The sequence below is a fragment of the Geodermatophilus sp. SYSU D00691 genome, assembly GCF_054050275.1.
Genome location: NZ_JBJGYZ010000066.1, coordinates 1 through 16,325, shown reverse-complemented (window position 1 = coordinate 16,325; position 16,325 = coordinate 1). Strand labels below are relative to the sequence as shown.

General features: G+C 74.7%; 15 protein-coding genes. 11 read left to right on the top strand and 4 right to left on the bottom strand.

Going from position 1 to position 16,325, the window contains the following annotated elements:
- Positions 1 to 436: S1C family serine protease (locus ACI797_RS27340; RefSeq protein ID WP_456863853.1), on the bottom strand; the 436-nt coding region annotated here is incomplete at its 3' end.
- 92 nt (positions 437 to 528) lie between these two features.
- The gene (locus ACI797_RS27335; RefSeq protein ID WP_456863850.1) at positions 529 to 1,437 is read right to left on the bottom strand and encodes an alpha/beta hydrolase fold domain-containing protein; all 909 of its coding nucleotides are present in this window, start codon (positions 1,435 to 1,437) and stop codon (positions 529 to 531) included.
- Between the two features lie 80 nt (positions 1,438 to 1,517).
- On the opposite strand from ACI797_RS27335, the gene ACI797_RS27330 reads away from it, so the two are divergent.
- Positions 1,518 to 2,093, top strand: a complete 576-nt coding sequence (locus tag ACI797_RS27330) for a carboxymuconolactone decarboxylase family protein (RefSeq protein ID WP_456863847.1) — start codon at positions 1,518 to 1,520, stop codon at positions 2,091 to 2,093.
- A 112-nt stretch (positions 2,094 to 2,205) separates the two neighbouring features.
- Positions 2,206 to 4,176 carry an amylosucrase gene (locus ACI797_RS27325; protein ID WP_456863844.1) on the top strand — a complete coding sequence of 657 codons (1,971 nt, stop codon included), beginning with the start codon at positions 2,206 to 2,208 and terminating at the stop codon, positions 4,174 to 4,176.
- 9 nt (positions 4,177 to 4,185) lie between these two features.
- Here the strand turns inward: ACI797_RS27325 and ACI797_RS27320 are convergent, their stop codons facing one another.
- Positions 4,186 to 4,551 carry an ester cyclase gene (locus tag ACI797_RS27320; protein ID WP_456863839.1) on the bottom strand — a complete coding sequence of 122 codons (366 nt, stop codon included), beginning with the start codon at positions 4,549 to 4,551 and terminating at the stop codon, positions 4,186 to 4,188.
- Positions 4,552 to 4,847: 296 nt separating this feature from the next.
- Between ACI797_RS27320 and ACI797_RS27315 the strand changes: the two genes are divergently transcribed.
- The 4 genes from ACI797_RS27315 (at position 4,848) to ACI797_RS27300 (ending at position 8,836) form a co-directional block, all read left to right on the top strand.
- Positions 4,848 to 6,029 carry a carboxylate-amine ligase gene (locus ACI797_RS27315; protein ID WP_456863836.1) on the top strand — a complete coding sequence of 394 codons (1,182 nt, stop codon included), beginning with the start codon at positions 4,848 to 4,850 and terminating at the stop codon, positions 6,027 to 6,029.
- Position 6,030: 1 nt separating this feature from the next.
- On the top strand, positions 6,031 to 7,299 hold the full coding sequence (locus ACI797_RS27310; protein ID WP_456863833.1) for an erythromycin esterase family protein: 1,269 nt from the start codon (positions 6,031 to 6,033) through the stop codon (positions 7,297 to 7,299).
- The gene (locus tag ACI797_RS27305) at positions 7,296 to 7,985 is read left to right on the top strand and encodes an alpha/beta hydrolase (RefSeq protein WP_456863830.1); all 690 of its coding nucleotides are present in this window, start codon (positions 7,296 to 7,298) and stop codon (positions 7,983 to 7,985) included. The genes ACI797_RS27310 and ACI797_RS27305 overlap by 4 nt, the downstream gene beginning before the upstream one ends.
- A gap of 74 nt (positions 7,986 to 8,059) precedes the next feature.
- On the top strand, positions 8,060 to 8,836 hold the full coding sequence (locus ACI797_RS27300) for a sporulation protein (protein ID WP_456863827.1): 777 nt from the start codon (positions 8,060 to 8,062) through the stop codon (positions 8,834 to 8,836).
- Positions 8,837 to 8,854: 18 nt separating this feature from the next.
- Here the strand turns inward: ACI797_RS27300 and ACI797_RS27295 are convergent, their stop codons facing one another.
- Positions 8,855 to 10,282 (bottom strand): NAD(P)/FAD-dependent oxidoreductase, encoded by a 1,428-nt coding sequence (locus ACI797_RS27295; protein ID WP_456863824.1) that lies wholly within the window; start codon positions 10,280 to 10,282, stop codon positions 8,855 to 8,857.
- 136 nt (positions 10,283 to 10,418) lie between these two features.
- Here ACI797_RS27295 and ACI797_RS27290 point away from each other — a divergent pair, with 136 nt between their 5' ends.
- From ACI797_RS27290 to ACI797_RS27270, 5 genes are all read left to right on the top strand, one after another.
- Positions 10,419 to 11,090 carry an alpha/beta fold hydrolase gene (locus ACI797_RS27290; protein ID WP_456863821.1) on the top strand — a complete coding sequence of 224 codons (672 nt, stop codon included), beginning with the start codon at positions 10,419 to 10,421 and terminating at the stop codon, positions 11,088 to 11,090.
- A 39-nt stretch (positions 11,091 to 11,129) separates the two neighbouring features.
- Positions 11,130 to 12,299, top strand: coding sequence for an ROK family protein (locus ACI797_RS27285; protein ID WP_456863818.1), 1,170 nt, complete (start codon positions 11,130 to 11,132; stop codon positions 12,297 to 12,299).
- Positions 12,300 to 12,451: 152 nt separating this feature from the next.
- Positions 12,452 to 14,014: a sugar ABC transporter ATP-binding protein gene (locus tag ACI797_RS27280; protein WP_456863815.1), complete on the top strand. Its 1,563-nt coding sequence runs from the start codon at positions 12,452 to 12,454 to the stop codon at positions 14,012 to 14,014.
- On the top strand, positions 14,011 to 15,123 hold the full coding sequence (locus ACI797_RS27275; RefSeq protein WP_456863812.1) for an ABC transporter permease: 1,113 nt from the start codon (positions 14,011 to 14,013) through the stop codon (positions 15,121 to 15,123). The genes ACI797_RS27280 and ACI797_RS27275 overlap by 4 nt, the downstream gene beginning before the upstream one ends.
- A gap of 108 nt (positions 15,124 to 15,231) precedes the next feature.
- A complete protein-coding gene (locus ACI797_RS27270) occupies positions 15,232 to 16,287 on the top strand; it encodes a substrate-binding domain-containing protein (protein ID WP_456863809.1) in 1,056 nt (351 codons plus the stop codon).
- The last annotated feature ends 38 nt before the right edge of the window (positions 16,288 to 16,325 follow it).

The window sequence follows — 16,325 nt, the reverse complement described above, 5'->3', positions numbered from 1 at the left end:
GAAGCGACCGGCCCTGCCAGCTCACCACGCCCGCGGACACCCCCCCGGCCACCCCCGGGGGGTTGCCGAGGCCGACCACCAGCCGGCCCCCCGGCAGGGTGCCCGCGGCGCCGAGCGCGGGGGGGGGAGGGGTTCCCGTCCGCGCGCGGACGACGGCCAGGTCGGACAGGGGGTCGGCGCCGACGACGTCGACGTCGGCCTCGGTGCCGTCGCTGAACACGGCCCGGCCCCGCTTGGACCGCGCGACCACGTGCGCGTTGGTGAGCAGCAGGCCGTCGGGGGTGAAGACGACGGCCGACCCGGCCCCGGCGCGGCCGTCGGCGCCGGTGACCTGCAGGGCGGCGACGTGCGGCGTGAGGTCGGCGGCGACGGCGGTGACGATGCGGGAGTAGGCGTCCAGGGCCGCTTCGGTCCCGGGCTCGGGCAGGACGCTCATCGGACGCCCCCTTCCGACGTGATTACGGGATTACACGACCAGTGAACGCCGCCGATCGGGTCCGCGGCACCCGTTCCGCTCCGGGTGAACAGTCACCCGAGCGCCACCCGCAGGAAGCGCTCGATCGCGTCCAGCGTCGGCCGCGCCTCCTCCCCGGTGCCGCGGGTCGACGTCGAGCGCACCACGGCCTTCGGGGTGCCGGGCGAGACGATCTCCTTGTCGTGCCCGACCCCCGGCACCGAGAAGAACGTCACCTCGGCGCCGGCTGCCGCCAACGCCGCGAACAGCAGCTCGCTCTGGTGGTGCGGCACGAGAGCGTCCAGCTGCCCGTGCGCGATGAGGAACGGCGGGGCGTCCGCCCGGGCGTAGGCGCAGGGATCGGCCGCACGGACCTCGTCCGGCCGGGTGCGGATCGGGAAGCCCATCAGCCGCGACTCGGGGGACCCCGGGTCGTCGTGGCAGTCGGTGAGCCCCATGAGCTCGTTGAGCGACCTGCAGGCACCGGGCAGCATGTGCGCGTCCATCTGCAGGAAGTCGGTCGGCCCGTAGAGGTCGACGACGGCCTGCACCGCGCTGGAGGCGCCGGTCTCCCCGAGCGAGCCCTCCAGGCGGTCGCCGGCCAGGCCGGCCATGGCGGCGGTCCAGCCGCCCGACGAGTCGCCCATGACGGCGAACCGGTCGGGATCGAGACCGTGCTCGCCGGCGTGCGCACGCAGCCAGCGGATCGCGGCCTTCACGTCGTGCACCTGCGCCGGGAATCGAGCCTGGCCGCTCGACCGGGTGCACACCCCGGCGACCGCGAACCCCCTGTCGGTGAACCACGGGGCGAGCTCCGCCGCGTAGTAGGAGCCGGCGTCGTCCAGGAACGCGCTGCCACCCATGGCGATCAGCAGCGGCCACGGCCCCTCCCCCTCGGGCAGGTGCAGGTCCAGCTGGTGTCCGCGGCTGCCCGGCGGATCGGCCGGTGCGTAGTCGATGCCGGGCAGCACGCGCGGGGACATGTCCGGGATCCTCCCCGATGTCACATCCCGGCGGGGGCGGCCGTCTCCATGTCGCGAACCCATCGAACGGAGGAGGAGACGTGACCACGACGAGGATCCCGCCCGCCGAGGTGACCGGCATCTACGGCGCCCTGGTGACGCGCATGTCCCGCAAGATGCTCGGGCAGGTGCCCGACGCGGTCGGCGTGATGTGGCACAACCGCAAGGTGCTCAACTTCGGCTTCGGCCTCGGCCGCAAGACGCAGAAGTGGGACGCCTGCGACCTGCACCTGAAGTCCTTCGCCCACATGGCGGTCGCCAGCCTCCTCGGCTGCAGCTTCTGCCTCGACCTCGGCTACTTCCAGGCCGCCAACGAGGGCCTCGACCTGGACAAGGCGCGCGAGGTGCCCCGCTGGCGCGTCTCCGACGTGTTCACGCCGCTCGAGCGCGACGTGATGGAGTACGCCGAGGCCATGAGCCGGACGCCGATCGAGGTGACCGACGAGCTGTCCGCGCGGCTGCTCGACCAGCTCGGGGCGCCGGCGCTGCTGGAGCTGACCGCGTTCATCGCGCTGGCCAACTTCTACACCCGCAGCAACGTCGCCATGGGCATCGAGGCGGCCGGTCTCGCGGCGTCCTGCCAGCTCCGGCCGCTCGCCGAGCGCGTGCCGGCCTGACGAGCGGGCGGAGGGCGCGGCGGCGGCCGCGTCATCCGCCCGGCGCGCGCTCCCCGTCGGCCCGGCAGCATGATCCCCGCAGGACAGCCGAGCTCGACGGAGAGGGCAGCGCATGACGGTCTCGGACGCCACCCGCCGAGCAGCGGCGGAGACGGCCTGGCGCACGCTGCGCCCCACCCTGGCCGGCGAGGCGCACGCCGCGCTCGGCGCCGAGGGTGACGCCTTCCTCGCCCGCGCCGAGCTGGCCCTGTTCGACGTCCACGAGCCGCTGGCCGTGCTCTACGGCGAGCGGGCCGACGACCTCTTCGCCCGCGCGCTGCGGCTGGCCCTGGCCGCGGCGGCCGAGCGCCCGGCGCCGCTGCGCCGGCTCGACCGGCGGCGCGAGATCGACCCCGGCTGGTTCCAGCGGGCCCGCGTGCAGGGCTACGTCTGCTACGTCGACCGGTTCTGCGGCACCCTGGCCGAGCTGCCGTCCCGGCTCGACCACCTCGTGGAGCTGGGCACCACGTACCTGCACCTCATGCCGCTGCTGCGGCCGCGGGAGGGCGAGAACGACGGCGGCTACGCGGTCGCCGACTACCGCGCCGTCGACCCGCGGCTGGGCACGATGGCCGACCTCGAGCAGGTGGCCGCGGCACTGCACGAGCGCGACATGAGCCTGTGCATCGACCTGGTGCTCAACCACACCGCGCGCGAGCACCCGTGGGCGCAGCGCTGGCTGGCCGGCGACCCCGCGTTCGCCGGCTTCTACACCGCCTTCCCCGACCGCGAGCTGCCCGACGCCTACGACGCCACCATCCCGGAGGTCTTCCCCGACCGGGCGCCGGGGTCGTTCAGCTGGGTGCCGGAGGCCTGCGGCGGTGCCGGCGGCTGGGTCTGGACGACGTTCTGGCCCTACCAGTGGGACCTCGACTACACCAACCCCGAGGTCGCCCTGGCGATGCTCGGCGAGATCACCTGGCTGGCCAACCGCGGGATCGACGTCTTCCGCATGGACGCCGTCCCGTTCATGTGGAAGCGGCTGGGCACCACCTGCCAGAACCAGCCCGAGGGCCACACCCTGCTGCAACTACTGCACGCCCTCACCCGGCTGGCCGCACCCGGCGTGGTCTTCAAGGCCGAGGCCATCGTGTCCCCCGACGACCTGGTGCCCTACCTCGGCGGGCACGAGCGGTACCGCCCCGAGTGCGAGCTGGCCTACCACAACCAGCTCATGGTGCTGCTGTGGAGCAGCCTGGCCACGCAGGACGCCCGGCTCGCCCGGCAGTCCCTGCGCCGCATGAAGCCGATCCCGCCGGGGACGTCGTGGGTCACCTACGTCCGCGGGCACGACGACATCGGCTGGGCGGTCTCCGACGAGGACGCCGCCGCGGTCGGGGCCGACGGGTTCGCCCACCGGCGCTTCCTCAACGACTTCTACTCCGGCCGCTACCCCGGCTCGTTCGCCCGCGGCGCGCTCTTCCAGGAGAACGAGGCCACCGGCGACGCGCGCATCTCGGGCTCCGCGGCGTCGCTGTGCGGCATCGAGGCGGCGGTGGAGGACGGCGACGACGACGCGCTGGAGGCCGGGATCCGCCGGCTGGAGCTGCTGTACTCCGTCGCCTACGCCTGGGGCGGGATCCCGCTGCTCTACATGGGCGACGAACTGGCCCTGCGCAACGACCACGGCTACCTGGCCGACCCCGAGCGCGCGCCGGACAACCGCTGGCTGCACCGGCCGCCGATGGACTGGGCCGCCGCCGCGCGCCGGGCCGAGCCCGCGACGCTCGAGGGCCGGGTGTTCGCCCGGATCCGCCGGCTGGGCGAGGTGCGCCGGTCGCTGCTCGCGCTGCGCGGCGGCACGGGGTCGGAGGTGCTCGACGTCGGCAGCGAGGCGGTGCTGGCCTGGCGCCGGAGGCACCCGCGCAGCGGTGTCTTCGTCGGGCTGGCCAACTTCTCGCCGGCGCCGCAGCACGTCGACGCCGACACCGTCACCGGCTTCGGCACCTACGTGCCGGTGCTCAGCAGCGACGGCCCGCCCCGGGTGGCGCGCGGCAGGCTCCTGCTGCCGGGCCTCGGCTTCGCCTGGTTCGCCGAACCGTGACCGGCCCGGTCAGCCGGCCCAGCCGAGTTCCTCCAGGGCGTGGCCGGAGTTCCAGATCTTGGTCATCCCGCTGATCCGGCCGCCGTCGAACTCCAGCACGTAGACGTAGTCGCTGGTGGTGCGCCGCCCCGTCGGCGGCACGGGTCCGCCGTCCCCGGTGTGGGTGCCGGTGAACACCGCGTACACGCAGACGGCGTCCCGTGCCGGGTCCGTGTAGTCCCGCACCGTGCGGACGTCGGCCAGCGGTGCCGCCTGTGCCGAGAAGCCGGCGTCGGGGTGGCAGTAGCTGCTGCACCCCTCCCAGCCGCGGCCGGTCTCGCAGGCGTCGACGAAGGCCTGGGCCACGTCCGTGATCGTCGCGGTGTCACTGGTCACCGGGATCCTCCTCGCGTCGGCGGTCCCGGCGGTGCCGGGCGGCCGCCCGGCAGGCGCGGGACCGTGGGAGGAGTCGACGCCCGCCGCGGCGGGGCCGGCCACGGCCGAACGGCCCTGCGGCCGCGTGCGGGACGTGGACCCCATCCGGTCCCGATCCGTCCATCTGAGGGGGTGCGCCCGTTCACCCGGAGGCCGTACCGTTCCGGCACGGCAGAGGTTCGTGCCGTCCCCGCGTCCGGTTCCCCCCGGCGGCGCCGCTGGACGGCGTCCCGCCCCTCAGTGCAGAGGAGCGCGCGATGGAACGTCCCTCCGGTGTGCCGCTGCCGGTCCCGCCCGATCTCGGCGGCCCCGCGCTCGCGCCCGAGCCGGCGCCGCAGGCCGGCGCCACCTTCGGCGTCGAGGAGGAGTTCCACCTCGTCGACCCGGAGACCCTGGCGCTCGCGCCGGCGCCCGAGCTGTCGGCGTCGGCGATGTCCGGCCGGGCCGGGCGGCACCTGCACGCCGAGATCACCACGACGCAGCTGGAGACCGCGACCGGCGTCTGCGCCTCGATGGACGACCTGCACGCCGAGCTGAGCGCCACCCGCGCGGAGGCGGCGGCCGCGGCGGCCGCGGCCGGGCGGGCGATCCTCGCCGCGTCCACGCACCCGTTCGGCTCGTGGCGCGACCTCGAGCTCACCGCCGCGCCCCGGTACGAGGCGATGGTGGAGCGGTGGGCGGTGCTCGCGCTCCAGCAGGACATCTGCGGCTGCCACGTGCACGTCGGCGTCCCCGACGTCGAGACGGCGGTGGCGGTCATGGACCGCGTCCGCCCGTACCTGCCGGTGCTGCTGGCGATGACCGGGAGCTCGCCGTTCCACGACGGGCAGGACACCGGCTACGACAGCTACCGCACCCAGTGGTGGTCGCGGTGGCCCAACAGCGGCCCGCCCGAGTACCTGGGCAGCGCCGACCGGTTCGCCGAGGTGGTCGCCGGCCTGGTCGCCTCCGGTGTCGTCGAGGACTCCTCCAACCTCTACTGGGACGTGCGCCCCTCCTACCACCTGCCCACGCTCGAGTTCCGCATCGGCGACGTGTGCACCAGGGTCGACGACGCCGTCCTGCACGCCGCCCTGGCCCGCTCGCTGGTGCGGGTGCTGGCCGGCCGCGCGGAGCGGGGCGAGCCGTGTCCCGACGTGCGCCCCGAGCTGCTGCGGGCCGCCCGCTGGCGGGCCGCTCGGCACGGCCTGTGCGGGGAGCTGTTCGACCCGGTGCTCGGCACGCTCGTCGACGCCCGCCTGGCGGTCCGCCGGCTGCTGACCGAGCTGGAGGACGACCTGCGGGCCGCCGGCGAGTGGGAGCAGGTGGGCGAGCTGGTTGGCGGGCTGCTCTCGCGGGGTACGTCGGCGGCGCGGCAGCGGAGGACCTGGCTGCGCACGCGGGATCCCCGCGCGGTCGCGGCGGCCGTCGTGCGGGAGGGGAGCACCGGAGGCGGCTGACGTGGGGGGTGTCCGTGCACTGGCCGGCCCGGCCGACCTCGACCCGCTGCTGGAGCGCGTCGGGGACGCGCGGGTGGTGGCGATCGGCGAGGCCAGCCACGGCACCCACGAGTACTACGCCTGGCGGGCCGCGCTGACCCGCCGGCTCGTCGCCGAGCGCGGGTTCGGCGTCGTCGCCGTCGAGGGCGACTGGCCCGACTGCTACCGGGTGAACCGCAGCGTGCGCGCGCGACCCGGCGCCGCCGGCGACCCGCACGACGAGCTCCACGCGTTCGCCCGGTGGCCGACCTGGATGTGGGCGAACGACGAGGTCGTCGACTTCTGCCGGTGGCTGCGGGCGTTCAACGCCGACCGGCCCGACGACGACCGGGTCGGCTTCTACGGGCTCGACGTCTACAGCCTCTGGGACTCCATGCACGAGCTCGTCGGGTGGCTGCGCGAGCACGAGCCCGGTTCCGTGGAGACCGCGGTCCGCGCGCTCCGCTGCTTCGAGCCGTTCGGCGAGGACGGCGCGGAGTACGCCTTCGCCAGCCGGTTCACGCCGTCGACGTGCGAGCAGGCGGTCGTCGACCTGCTGCGCCACCTGTGCGAGGAGCGCGGGCGGGCAGAGTCGGCGACCGATGCCGAGGGCCGGTTCGCCGCCGAGCAGAACGCCGCGGTCGTCGTCGACGCCGAGCGCTACTACCGGGCCATGGTCCGCGGCTCGGCCGAGTCGTGGAACGTCCGCGACGTGCACATGGCCGACGCCCTCGACCGGCTCCTCGAGCACACCGCCGGCAAGGCGGTCGTGTGGGAGCACAACACGCACATCGGGGACGCCCGCCACACCGACATGGCCGCCGCCGGGATGGTCAACCTCGGCCAGCTGCTCCGGGAGCGGCACGGCCGCGAGCGGGTGGTGCTCGTCGGCGCGGGCGGCCACCGCGGGGGAGTGGTCGCCGCCGAGGCGTGGGGCGCGCAGATGCAGCGCATGCCGGTGCCGCCGGCCCGCGCCGGCAGCCTCGAGGCCCTGCTGCACGAGGAGGTCGGCCGCGACGCGCTGCTCGTCTGGGACGGCGGCCCCCGGCCCGGCTGGCTGGACCGGAGGCTGGACCACCGCGCCATCGGCGTCGTCTACCGGCCGGAGCGGGAGCGGTGGGGCAACTACGTGCCCACCGTGCTCGGCGAGCGCTACGACGCCTTCCTCTGGTTCGAGGACACGCGCCCGCTGCGGCCGCTGCACCTGGAGCGGGCCGACGAGCACGTGCCGCCCCTGGCGCACGCGACGTGACCGGCGCCGCCCCGCGCCGGACCGCCGACGGCCGGCTGGACGCCCGCCCGACGGCGGCGGAGCCGCGGCGGCCGCTGGGCGCCGGCCTGCACGAGCTCGACCTCGGACCGGGCGTGGAGGCGGTGCTCGCCGTCCCACCGGGGGAGCCCGCACCGCGGCCGCTGCTGGTGTTCTTCCACGGGGCCGGCGGCACGGCCGCGCAGGGCCTCGCCGCGCTCGGCGGCGTCGCCGGGGAGCGCGGCGTCCTGGTGCTCGCGCCCACGTCCGCCGCCGGCACGTGGGACCTGCTCACCGGCGGCTGGGGTCGCGACGTCGCCGCCCTCGACGCGGCGCTCGACGCCGTGGACGACGCCTGCGCCGTCGCCCGCGTCGCCTTCGCCGGCTTCTCCGACGGCGCCTCGTACGCCCTCTCGCTGGGCCTCGGCAACGGCGACCTCGTCGAGGCGGTGCTCGCGTTCTCGCCCGGGTTCGTCGCGCCGTCGGCGGTGCGCGGCCGGCCGGGCGTGTGGATCTCGCACGGCACGGGCGACCGGGTGCTGCCGGCCGAGGTCTGCGGCCGGCGGGTGGCGAGGGTGTTGCGCGACGAGGGCTACGACGTCACCTACGAGGAGTTCGACGGCGGGCACGTGGTGCCGCCCGACCTCGTGCGCCGGGCCCTCGCCTGGTGGCCGGCCGGCGGAACCTGACGGGGAGCCGGGGACGTTGCCCGGGCACGCGGGCTGCCGGCCGGGCAGCTCCCGCCCACGACAGGAGTGCAGCGATGGCCTTCCGCAACCTCATGGCCCGCCTCGGCGCCGGTGGCGCCGACGTCGAGACGGTGCTCGACTCCGCCGACACCACGCCCGGGGGCACCGTCTCGGGGACGGCGACGGTGACCGGCGGCAAGCTGGCGCAGGACGTCGACGAGATCCGGGTCGAGCTGGTCGCCACCGTCGAGGTCGAGGGGCAGGACGGCGAGTGGCGGGAGGACGTCGTCTTCGGCGCCGGCGCCATCGCCGGGGCGACGCGCATCGAGCCGGGGGAGCGCCGCAGCGTCCCGTTCCGGTTCGCCGTCCCGCTGCAGTGCCCGTTCACCACCCTGGACGGCTGGCACCTGCGGGGCATGAAGGTCGGCCTGCGCACCCGCGTGGACATCTCCGGCGCCGTCGACCCCGGCGACCTCGACGTCATCGCCGTCCACCCGCTGCCGGTGCAGCGCACCGTGCTGCAGGCGCTGGGTCAGCGCGGCTTCCGGTTCGTCGGCGCCGACGTGGAGAAGGGCCGGCTGCGCGGCAGCGACCTGCCCTTCTACCAGGAGGTGGAGTTCGCCCCGCCGCCGGACCTGCGCGGTCGCGTCAACGAGCTCGAGGTGACCTTCCTGGCCGACCCGCAGGGCGTCGAGGTGGTGCTCGAGGTCGACCGCCGCGGCGGGCTGCTCACCGACGGGTACGACGCCGCCGGACGGCTGTACCTCCCGCACCACACCGACCTGGCGACGGCCGCCGCGCAGCTCGACGACGCCGTCCGCCGGCTCGGCGCCCGGCGCGGCTGGCTCTAGGGGCGGCGGGGTCCTCGTTCAGGCCGTGCGCCGCCCGGTGAGGTCGCCGCGGACCTCGTCGCCGTCGGTGAGCCCGCCGGTCTTCGACTGCTCGAAGCCGGGGCCGAGGTGCTCCAGGGCCAGCCGCCCGTAGACCTGCTGCTGGGTGGCGACGCGCTGCGAGCGGCCGCGACCGAGGAAGCTTACCGCCCAGTGCAGCACGGTGGTGACCCGGCTCTTGAAGCCCACGATGTAGAAGAGGTGGACGACCAGCCACAGGACCCAGGCGATGAAGCCCTGGAACTTGAAGTTGCCGATGTCGGCGACCGCGGAGAACCGGGAGATCGTCGCCATCGAGCCCTTGTCGAAGTAGTGGAAGGGCTTGGCGGGGGCCTTGCCGGCGATCCGCCGCTTGATGGCGTCGGCGGCGTACTTGCCGCCCTGGATCGCCACCTGCGCGACACCCGGCAGCTTGTCCAGGCTCATCATGTCGCCGACCACGTGCACCTCGGGGTGCCCGGGCAGCGTGAGGTCGGGCAGGACCGACACCCGGCCGGCCCGGTCGATGTCGGCGCCGGACTGCTCGGCGAGCTGCCGGCCCAGGGGGGAGGCCTGCACGCCGGCGGCCCAGATCTTGGTGGCCGCGTTGATCCGGCGGATCTGGCCGTCGGCGTCCTTGACCTCGATGCCGTTCTCGTCGACGTTGGTCACCATCGCGCCGAGCTGGACCTCGACGCCGATGTCGTTGAGCTGCCGGCGGGCGCTCCCGCCGAGCCGCTCGCCGAACGAGGGCAGCACCATGGGCGCGGCGTCGAGCAGGATGATCCGCGACGTCGTCGGGTCGATGTTGCGGAAGTCCTTGCGCAGCGTGCGGTGGGCGAGCTCGGCGATCTGGCCGGCCATCTCCACACCGGTGGGGCCGGCGCCGACGACGACGAAGGTCATCAGCCGGTCGATCTCGGCCTGGTCGGTGGCCAGCTCGGCGAGCTCGAACGCGCCGAAGATGCGCCCGCGCAGCTCGAGGGCGTCGTCGACGCTCTTCATGCCCGGGGCGAACTCGGCGAACTGGTCGTTGCCGAAGTACGACTGCCCGGCGCCGGCGGCGACGATCAGCTCGTCGTAGGGGTGCACGGTCGTGCGGCCCAGCACGGTCGAGGTGACCGTGCGGCCGGCCAGGTCGATGTCGGTGACCTCGCCGAGCACCACCCGGGCGTTCTGCTGCCGGCGCAGGATCTCCCGCGTGGCCGGGGCGATCTCGCCCTCCGACAGGATGCCCGTGGCCACCTGGTAGAGCAGGGGCTGGAACAGGTGGTGGGCGGTCTTGCCGATGATCGTGACGTCGACATCAGCGCGCTTGAGCGCCTGCGCGGCGAACAGCCCCCCGAAGCCGGTCCCGACGATGACCACGCGCGGCCGGCCGGTCGCGGAGCCGCTGCCTGTCTGAACGCCCGCTGGTGATGTCGTCATGATGAATCAGTCTCCCACTCCGGGGGTCTCCGGCCACGACGGGCCCGAGGCGATCCGGGACACAGTCTCCCTGCCCACCGGTCGCTCAGGCCAATCGAGTCTTTCCGCACAGGTCAACGCCGGGTAGGGGGCCGGTATGCCGCCGGAAGGGCCCCGCGCCGTCCTCGTCCCGGGTCTCGGTCTCGACGCCCGCTCGTGGGCGCGGCTGCGCCGGCGCGTGCCCGCCGACGTCGTCCCGCTGCCCGGGATGGGGCGGCGCGAGCCGGTGCCGTCGGTCGACGCGCTCGCCGCGGTGCTGCGCGCCCGGCTGGGCGAGGGGCCGGTGGTGCTGGTCGGGCACTCGCAGGGCTGCCAGGTGGTCGCCGCGGCGGCGGACGACGCACGGGTGGTGGCCGTCGTGCTGCTCGGGCCGACCACCGACCCGCGGCTGCGCTCGCCGTGGGGGCTGGCCGGGCGCTGGCTGGCGACGGCGCTGCGCGAGCCGCCGTGGCAGTACCCGTTCGTGCTGGCCCAGTGGCTGCGCACCGGGCCGCGGGCGATGGCGGCGCTGTGGCGCTCGGCCGCGCCGGACCGCACCGACCTCCGGCTGCGCCGCGTGCGCGTGCCGGTCACCGTCGTCCGCGGCACGCGGGACGCGCTGTGCCCGGCGGAGTGGGCCCGCACCGTGGCGGCCGCGGCGCCGCGCGGACGGCTGGTGGAGCTGTCCGGGGCCGCGCACATGACGCCGCTGACCCGCCCCGACGCGGTCGCCGACCTCCTCCGGTCGGCGGAGGAAGCGCCACCCGCTCGGGTCGCGCCGGGTGGCTGACCGCCCGGCGGGGAAGGCCCGACGTGCCACTATGACGCCGTGGGGTCCACCTCTGCTTCGGCCGGCGCGCTGCTGCGGCACGTGCGGACCGGCCGCGCCCGCAGCCGGGCGGACCTCGTCGCGCTCACCGGCGCCTCGCGGAACACGGTCAGCGCGCGGGTCGACCAGCTCATCGCGGCCAACCTCCTGGAGGAGGGCGGCCGGGGCTGGAGCACCGGCGGCCGCCCGCCGACGATCCTGCGCTTCAACAGCCGCGCCGGCTGCGTGCTCGCCGTCGACCTCGGCGTCACCAGCGTGGACGTCGCCGTCACCGACCTGTCCGCGCAGATCCTCGCCACCGCCGGGCACCCGATCGACATCGCCGAGGGCCCCGGCCCGGTGCTCGCCGAGGCCGACCGGCTGGCGCAGAAGGTGCTCGCCGAGGCGGGGGTGACGCCGGACGACGTCCGCGCCGTCGGCGTCGGGGTGCCCGGGCCGGTGGAGTTCTCGACCGGGCGGCCGTCGCACCCCCCGATCATGCCCGGCTGGCACGACTTCCCGATCCCGGGCGCCTTCGGCCGCTACGAGTGCCCGGTGTACGTGGACAACGACGTCAACGTGATGGCGCTGGGCGAGATGGGCGTCGCCGGGTCGCTGCAGGACGTGCTCGTCGTGAAGGTCGGCACCGGCATCGGCTGCGGCGTGATCGTCGAGGGGCGGGTCTACCGCGGCGCCCAGGGCAGCGCGGGCGACATCGGGCACATCTACGTCTCCCAGCCCGACGGCCGCACCGTCACCTGCCGGTGCGGCAACGAGAACTGCCTCGAGGCGTTCGCCGGCGGCGGGGCGCTGCTGCGCGACGCGCTGGCGGCCGGGCTGCCGGTGACCAGCACCCGGGACGTCGTCGAGCTCGCGGTGCACGGCGACGGCGCGGCCCTCGAGCTGGTGCGCGAGGCCGGCCGGACGATCGGCACGGTCCTGGCCGCGCTGGTCAACTTCTTCAACCCGCACCGCATCGTGATGACCGGCGGCGTGGCCCAGGCCGGCCTGCCGCTCCTGGCCGGCATCCGCGAGACCGTCTACCGGCGCTCGATGCCGCTGGCCGCGCGGTCGCTGGAGATCACCGTCAGCGATGCGCCCGACCGCTCCGGCCGGGTCGGTGCCGCGCTCATGGCGATCGAGGGGTTCCTCGACGAGGACGCCGTCCACCAGGCCCTCGCCGCCCGCTGAACCGGGCCGCCGCGGCCCGCGTGACCGCGGTCACCTTTCATCTCAGTTCGGTGAACACCGCGCTGTGGCCTTGACCACCCCTCTGCACCCCCTTATGTTCTCCGCCGAGCCGACTAATGGTCAACGCTGAGCAGAAGTCCGGGGGTGGATCGGTGGACGAGGCGTCCCGAGCGGGTGCACCGCTGCTGGAGATGCACGGGATCGTGAAGTCGTTCCCGGGCGTGCGCGCGCTGGACGGCGTGGACCTCGACGTCCGCGCCGGCGAGGTGCACTGCCTGCTCGGCCAGAACGGCGCGGGCAAGTCGACGCTGATCAAGGTGCTGGCCGGGGCCCACCAGCCCGACGCCGGGCAGATCACGTGGCGCGGCGAGCACGTGCGGCTGGGCAACCCGCAGGCGGCGATGAGCCTCGGGATCGCGACGATCTACCAGGAGCTCGACCTGGTCTCCGGCCTCACCGTGGCCGACAACGTCTTCCTGGGCCGGGAGCGCTCGCGGTTCGGCCTCTCGCGTCCGGCGCAGGCCAACCGGGAGGCCGCCGAACTGCTCACCCGGCTCGGCCACCCCGAGATCCGCCCGACCGCCGAGGTCGGCTCCCTGCCGGCGGCCGCCCAGCAGGTGGTCAGCATGGCGCGGGCGCTGTCGCAGAACGCGCAGCTGATCATCATGGACGAGCCGTCGGCCGTGCTGGACAACGAGGAGGTCCAGCGGCTGTTCCGGGTCATCCGGGACCTCACCGCCCACGACGTCGCCGTCGTCTACATCTCCCACCGGCTGGAGGAGATCCGCGCGATCGGCGACCGGATCACCGTCCTCAAGGACGGCCGGACGGTCGCCACCGGCCTGCCGGTCCGCGAGACCCCCACCCGCCAGGTCATCACGCTGATGACCGGCCGCGACATCGAGTACGTCTTCCCCGAGCGGCGCACCGACGTGGCGGCCGACCAGGCGCCGGTGCTCGAGGTCGAAGGCCTGGCGCTGACCGGGCACTTCGCCGACGTCTCGTTCACCGTCCGCCCCGGCGAGATCGTCGGCCTGGCCGGCCTGGTCGGCTCGGGCCGGTCGGAGATCCTCGAGACCGTCTACGGCGCCCGCCGGGCCAGCACCGGCTCGGTCCGGGTCGCCGGCAAGCGGCTGCGGTCGGGGGACGTCGGCTCGGCGGTGGCCGCCGGCATCGGCCTGGCGCCGGAGGAGCGCAAGAGCCAGGCGCTGCTGCTCGGCGAGGCGGTCTACCGCAACATCAGCATCTCGAGCCTGGCGCGCTTCGCCCGCACGGGCTTCCTCGCCCGCGGCGCCGAGCGGGCCGCGGCCCGCGAGCAGGTGACCGCGCTGGAGGTCCGGCCGGCCGACGTCGAGCGCGAGGTGCGCACCCTCTCCGGCGGCAACCAGCAGAAGGTCGTCCTGGCCCGCTGGCTGCTGCGCGACTGCAAGGTGCTGCTGCTCGACGAGCCCACCCGCGGCGTCGACGTCGGCGCGCGGTCGGAGATCTACGCCCTGATCCGCACCCTCGCCGACCGCGGGGTGGCGGTCGTCGTGGTCTCCAGCGAGATCCCCGAGGTCCTCGGTCTGGCCGACCGGGTCCTCGTCGTCTCCGACGGCGCCGTCGTGGCCGAACGGCCGGCCGGCGCCCTCGACGAGCACGCGGTGCTCGACATGGTCATGGAGGGGACGGTCGACGTCCCCGCAGGTACCCGGCACGGAGGGGACGCAGCATGAGCGCGCCGACCAGCACGACCACGGGTGGGTCGACCACCGCGACGGGCCCGAGCCGCGGCCCGGGGCTGATGGCCGGCCCGTTCGGCCGGCTGCTCGGACTCGTCGTCGCCCTCGTGATCCTCTGCATCGTGGGCGTCATCACCGCCGGCGACCGGTTCGCCGACGTCGACAACGTGCTCACGATCCTGCGGCTGGCCGCGGTCATCGGCGTGGTCAGCGTGGGCATGACCTTCGTGATCATCGGCGGCGGCATCGACCTGTCGGTGGGCGCCATCGTGGCGCTGTCCTCGGTCTGGGCCACCACGCTGGCCACGCAGACCATGGCCGAGGACTTCCACTGGATCGTCATGGTCTTCACCGCGATCGCGGTGGGCGCCGGCTGCGGGTTGGTCAACGGCGTGGTCATCGCGTACGGCAAGCTCGCCGCGTTCATCGCGACGCTGGCCATGCTGGCGGCCGCCCGCGGCCTGGCCGAGATCCTGAGCAACCGGCGCACGCAGATCGTCCGCGACGAGGACTTCCTCGACTTCTTCAACGCCAGCGTGCTCGGCGTCCCGGCCCTGGTGATCATCTTCGCCCTGGTCGCGGCGATCGGCTGGGTGCTGCTCAACCGGACCACCTTCGGCCGGCGCACCTTCGCCGTCGGCGGCAACGCCGAGGCCGCCCGCCTGGCCGGCATCCGGGTGCAGCGGCACACCGTCTGGCTCTACGTGCTCTCCGGCGTCACCTGCGGCATCGCCGCGGTCATGCTCATGGCCCGGACGACGACCGGCAGCTCCACCCACGGCACGCTCTACGAGCTCGACGCGATCGCCGCCGTCGTCATCGGCGGGACGCTGCTCATCGGCGGCCGCGGCACGATCGTCGGCACCGTCCTGGGCGTGCTGCTCTTCACCACGCTGGGCAACGTCTTCACCCTGAACAACCTGTCCAGCTCCGCCCAGAACGTCGCCCGCGGCGTGATCATCGTGCTCGCCGTCCTGCTGCAGCAGCGGCTGGCCAGCCGCGAGGGCCGGCTGCGGTCCGCGCGCGCCCCCGGTGGACCCGGCGGCGTCGTCTCCGGGGGATCGGCCGCCCCGCCGGCCGCCCCCACCACCCCCACGACCTGACCCGGCGCGGAGTCCCGCGCCCGGTCGGCACGACCCCGGTGGACCACCCGGTCCACCGGACCAGGACCGGCTCTGCGTCGCAGAGCCCGTTCACCCGAGGAGAGATCGATGTCTGCAGTGCGGCAGCGCCGGTTCCGGCGCCTGATGCCCACGGCCGTGGGCCTGATCGCAGCCGGCGCGCTCGTGGCCGGCTGCACCAGCAACACCCCCGAGGAGGAGTCCGGGGACGGCGGTGGCTCCAACGCCGCCAGCTCGAACGACGAGGAGGGCGAGACCGTCACCATCGGCTTCTCGGCCCCCGCCGCCGACCACGGCTGGATGGCCGGCATCACCGAGGCCGCCCGCGCCGCGGCCGAGGAGTACGGCGACGTCGAGCTGCAGGTCGCCGAGGGCACCAACGACGTCAGCACGCAGATCAGCCAGGTCGAGACCTTCATCAACGAGGGCGTCGACGTGATCGTGCTGCTGCCGTTCGACGGCGACGCGATGACCCCGGTCGCGCTGCAGGCGATGGAGGCCGGCATCCCGGTCATCAACGTCGACCGCGAGTTCAACAGCCCGTTCGCCGCCCGCGCCACGATCCTCGGCGACAACTACGGCATGGGCGTCTCCGCGGGCACGTACATCTGCGAGCAGGTGGGCGACAACCCCGACGCGATCGTCGCCGAGATCGCCGGCATCGACTCGCTGCCGCTGACCCAGGACCGCAGCCAGGGCTTCGCCGACGCGCTGTCCGACTGCGGTCTCCAGGTGAGCAACCGGGTGGCGGCGGACTTCACCGTCGAGGGCGGCGAGGAGGCCGCGGCGAACCTGCTCCAGGCCGCGCCGCAGATCGACGCGCTGTGGAACCACGACGACGACCAGGGCGTCGGCGTCCTGGCCGCGATCGAGGCCGCCGGCCGCGACGAGTTCATCATGGTCGGCGGCGCCGGCTCGGCGAACGCGATGCGGGAGATCCAGTCCGGTGACTCCGTGCTGCAGGCGACCGTCATCTACCCGCACACGCAGGCCGCCGACGGCATCCGCCTGGCCCGCCTGGTCGCCCAGGACAAGTCGCTGTCCGACCTCATCTCCCCGGAGGTCCCGCGCACGATCGTGCTGAACGCCCCCGTCGTCACGGCGGAGAACGTCGACCAGTACATCGACCGCGCCTTCGAGTCCTGATCCACCCAGCGGTGCCGCCGGGGAGCTCCCGCTCCCCG

What these genes read in the sequence shown, in the direction of transcription:
- ACI797_RS27290 (WP_456863821.1), top strand. Translation starts at nt 10,419, where the DNA reads ATGCCGCCGGAAGGGCCCCGCGCCGTCCTCGTCCCGGGTCTCGGTCTC.
- ACI797_RS27325 (WP_456863844.1), top strand. Translation starts at nt 2,206, where the DNA reads ATGACGGTCTCGGACGCCACCCGCCGAGCAGCGGCGGAGACGGCCTGG.
- ACI797_RS27315 (WP_456863836.1), top strand. Translation starts at nt 4,848, where the DNA reads ATGGAACGTCCCTCCGGTGTGCCGCTGCCGGTCCCGCCCGATCTCGGC.
- ACI797_RS27300 (WP_456863827.1), top strand. Translation starts at nt 8,060, where the DNA reads ATGGCCTTCCGCAACCTCATGGCCCGCCTCGGCGCCGGTGGCGCCGAC.
- ACI797_RS27270 (WP_456863809.1), top strand. Translation starts at nt 15,232, where the DNA reads ATGTCTGCAGTGCGGCAGCGCCGGTTCCGGCGCCTGATGCCCACGGCC.
- ACI797_RS27335 (WP_456863850.1), bottom strand. Translation starts at nt 1,437, where the DNA reads ATGTCCCCGCGCGTGCTGCCCGGCATCGACTACGCACCGGCCGATCCG.
- ACI797_RS27275 (WP_456863812.1), top strand. Translation starts at nt 14,011, where the DNA reads ATGAGCGCGCCGACCAGCACGACCACGGGTGGGTCGACCACCGCGACG.
- ACI797_RS27295 (WP_456863824.1), bottom strand. Translation starts at nt 10,282, where the DNA reads ATGACGACATCACCAGCGGGCGTTCAGACAGGCAGCGGCTCCGCGACC.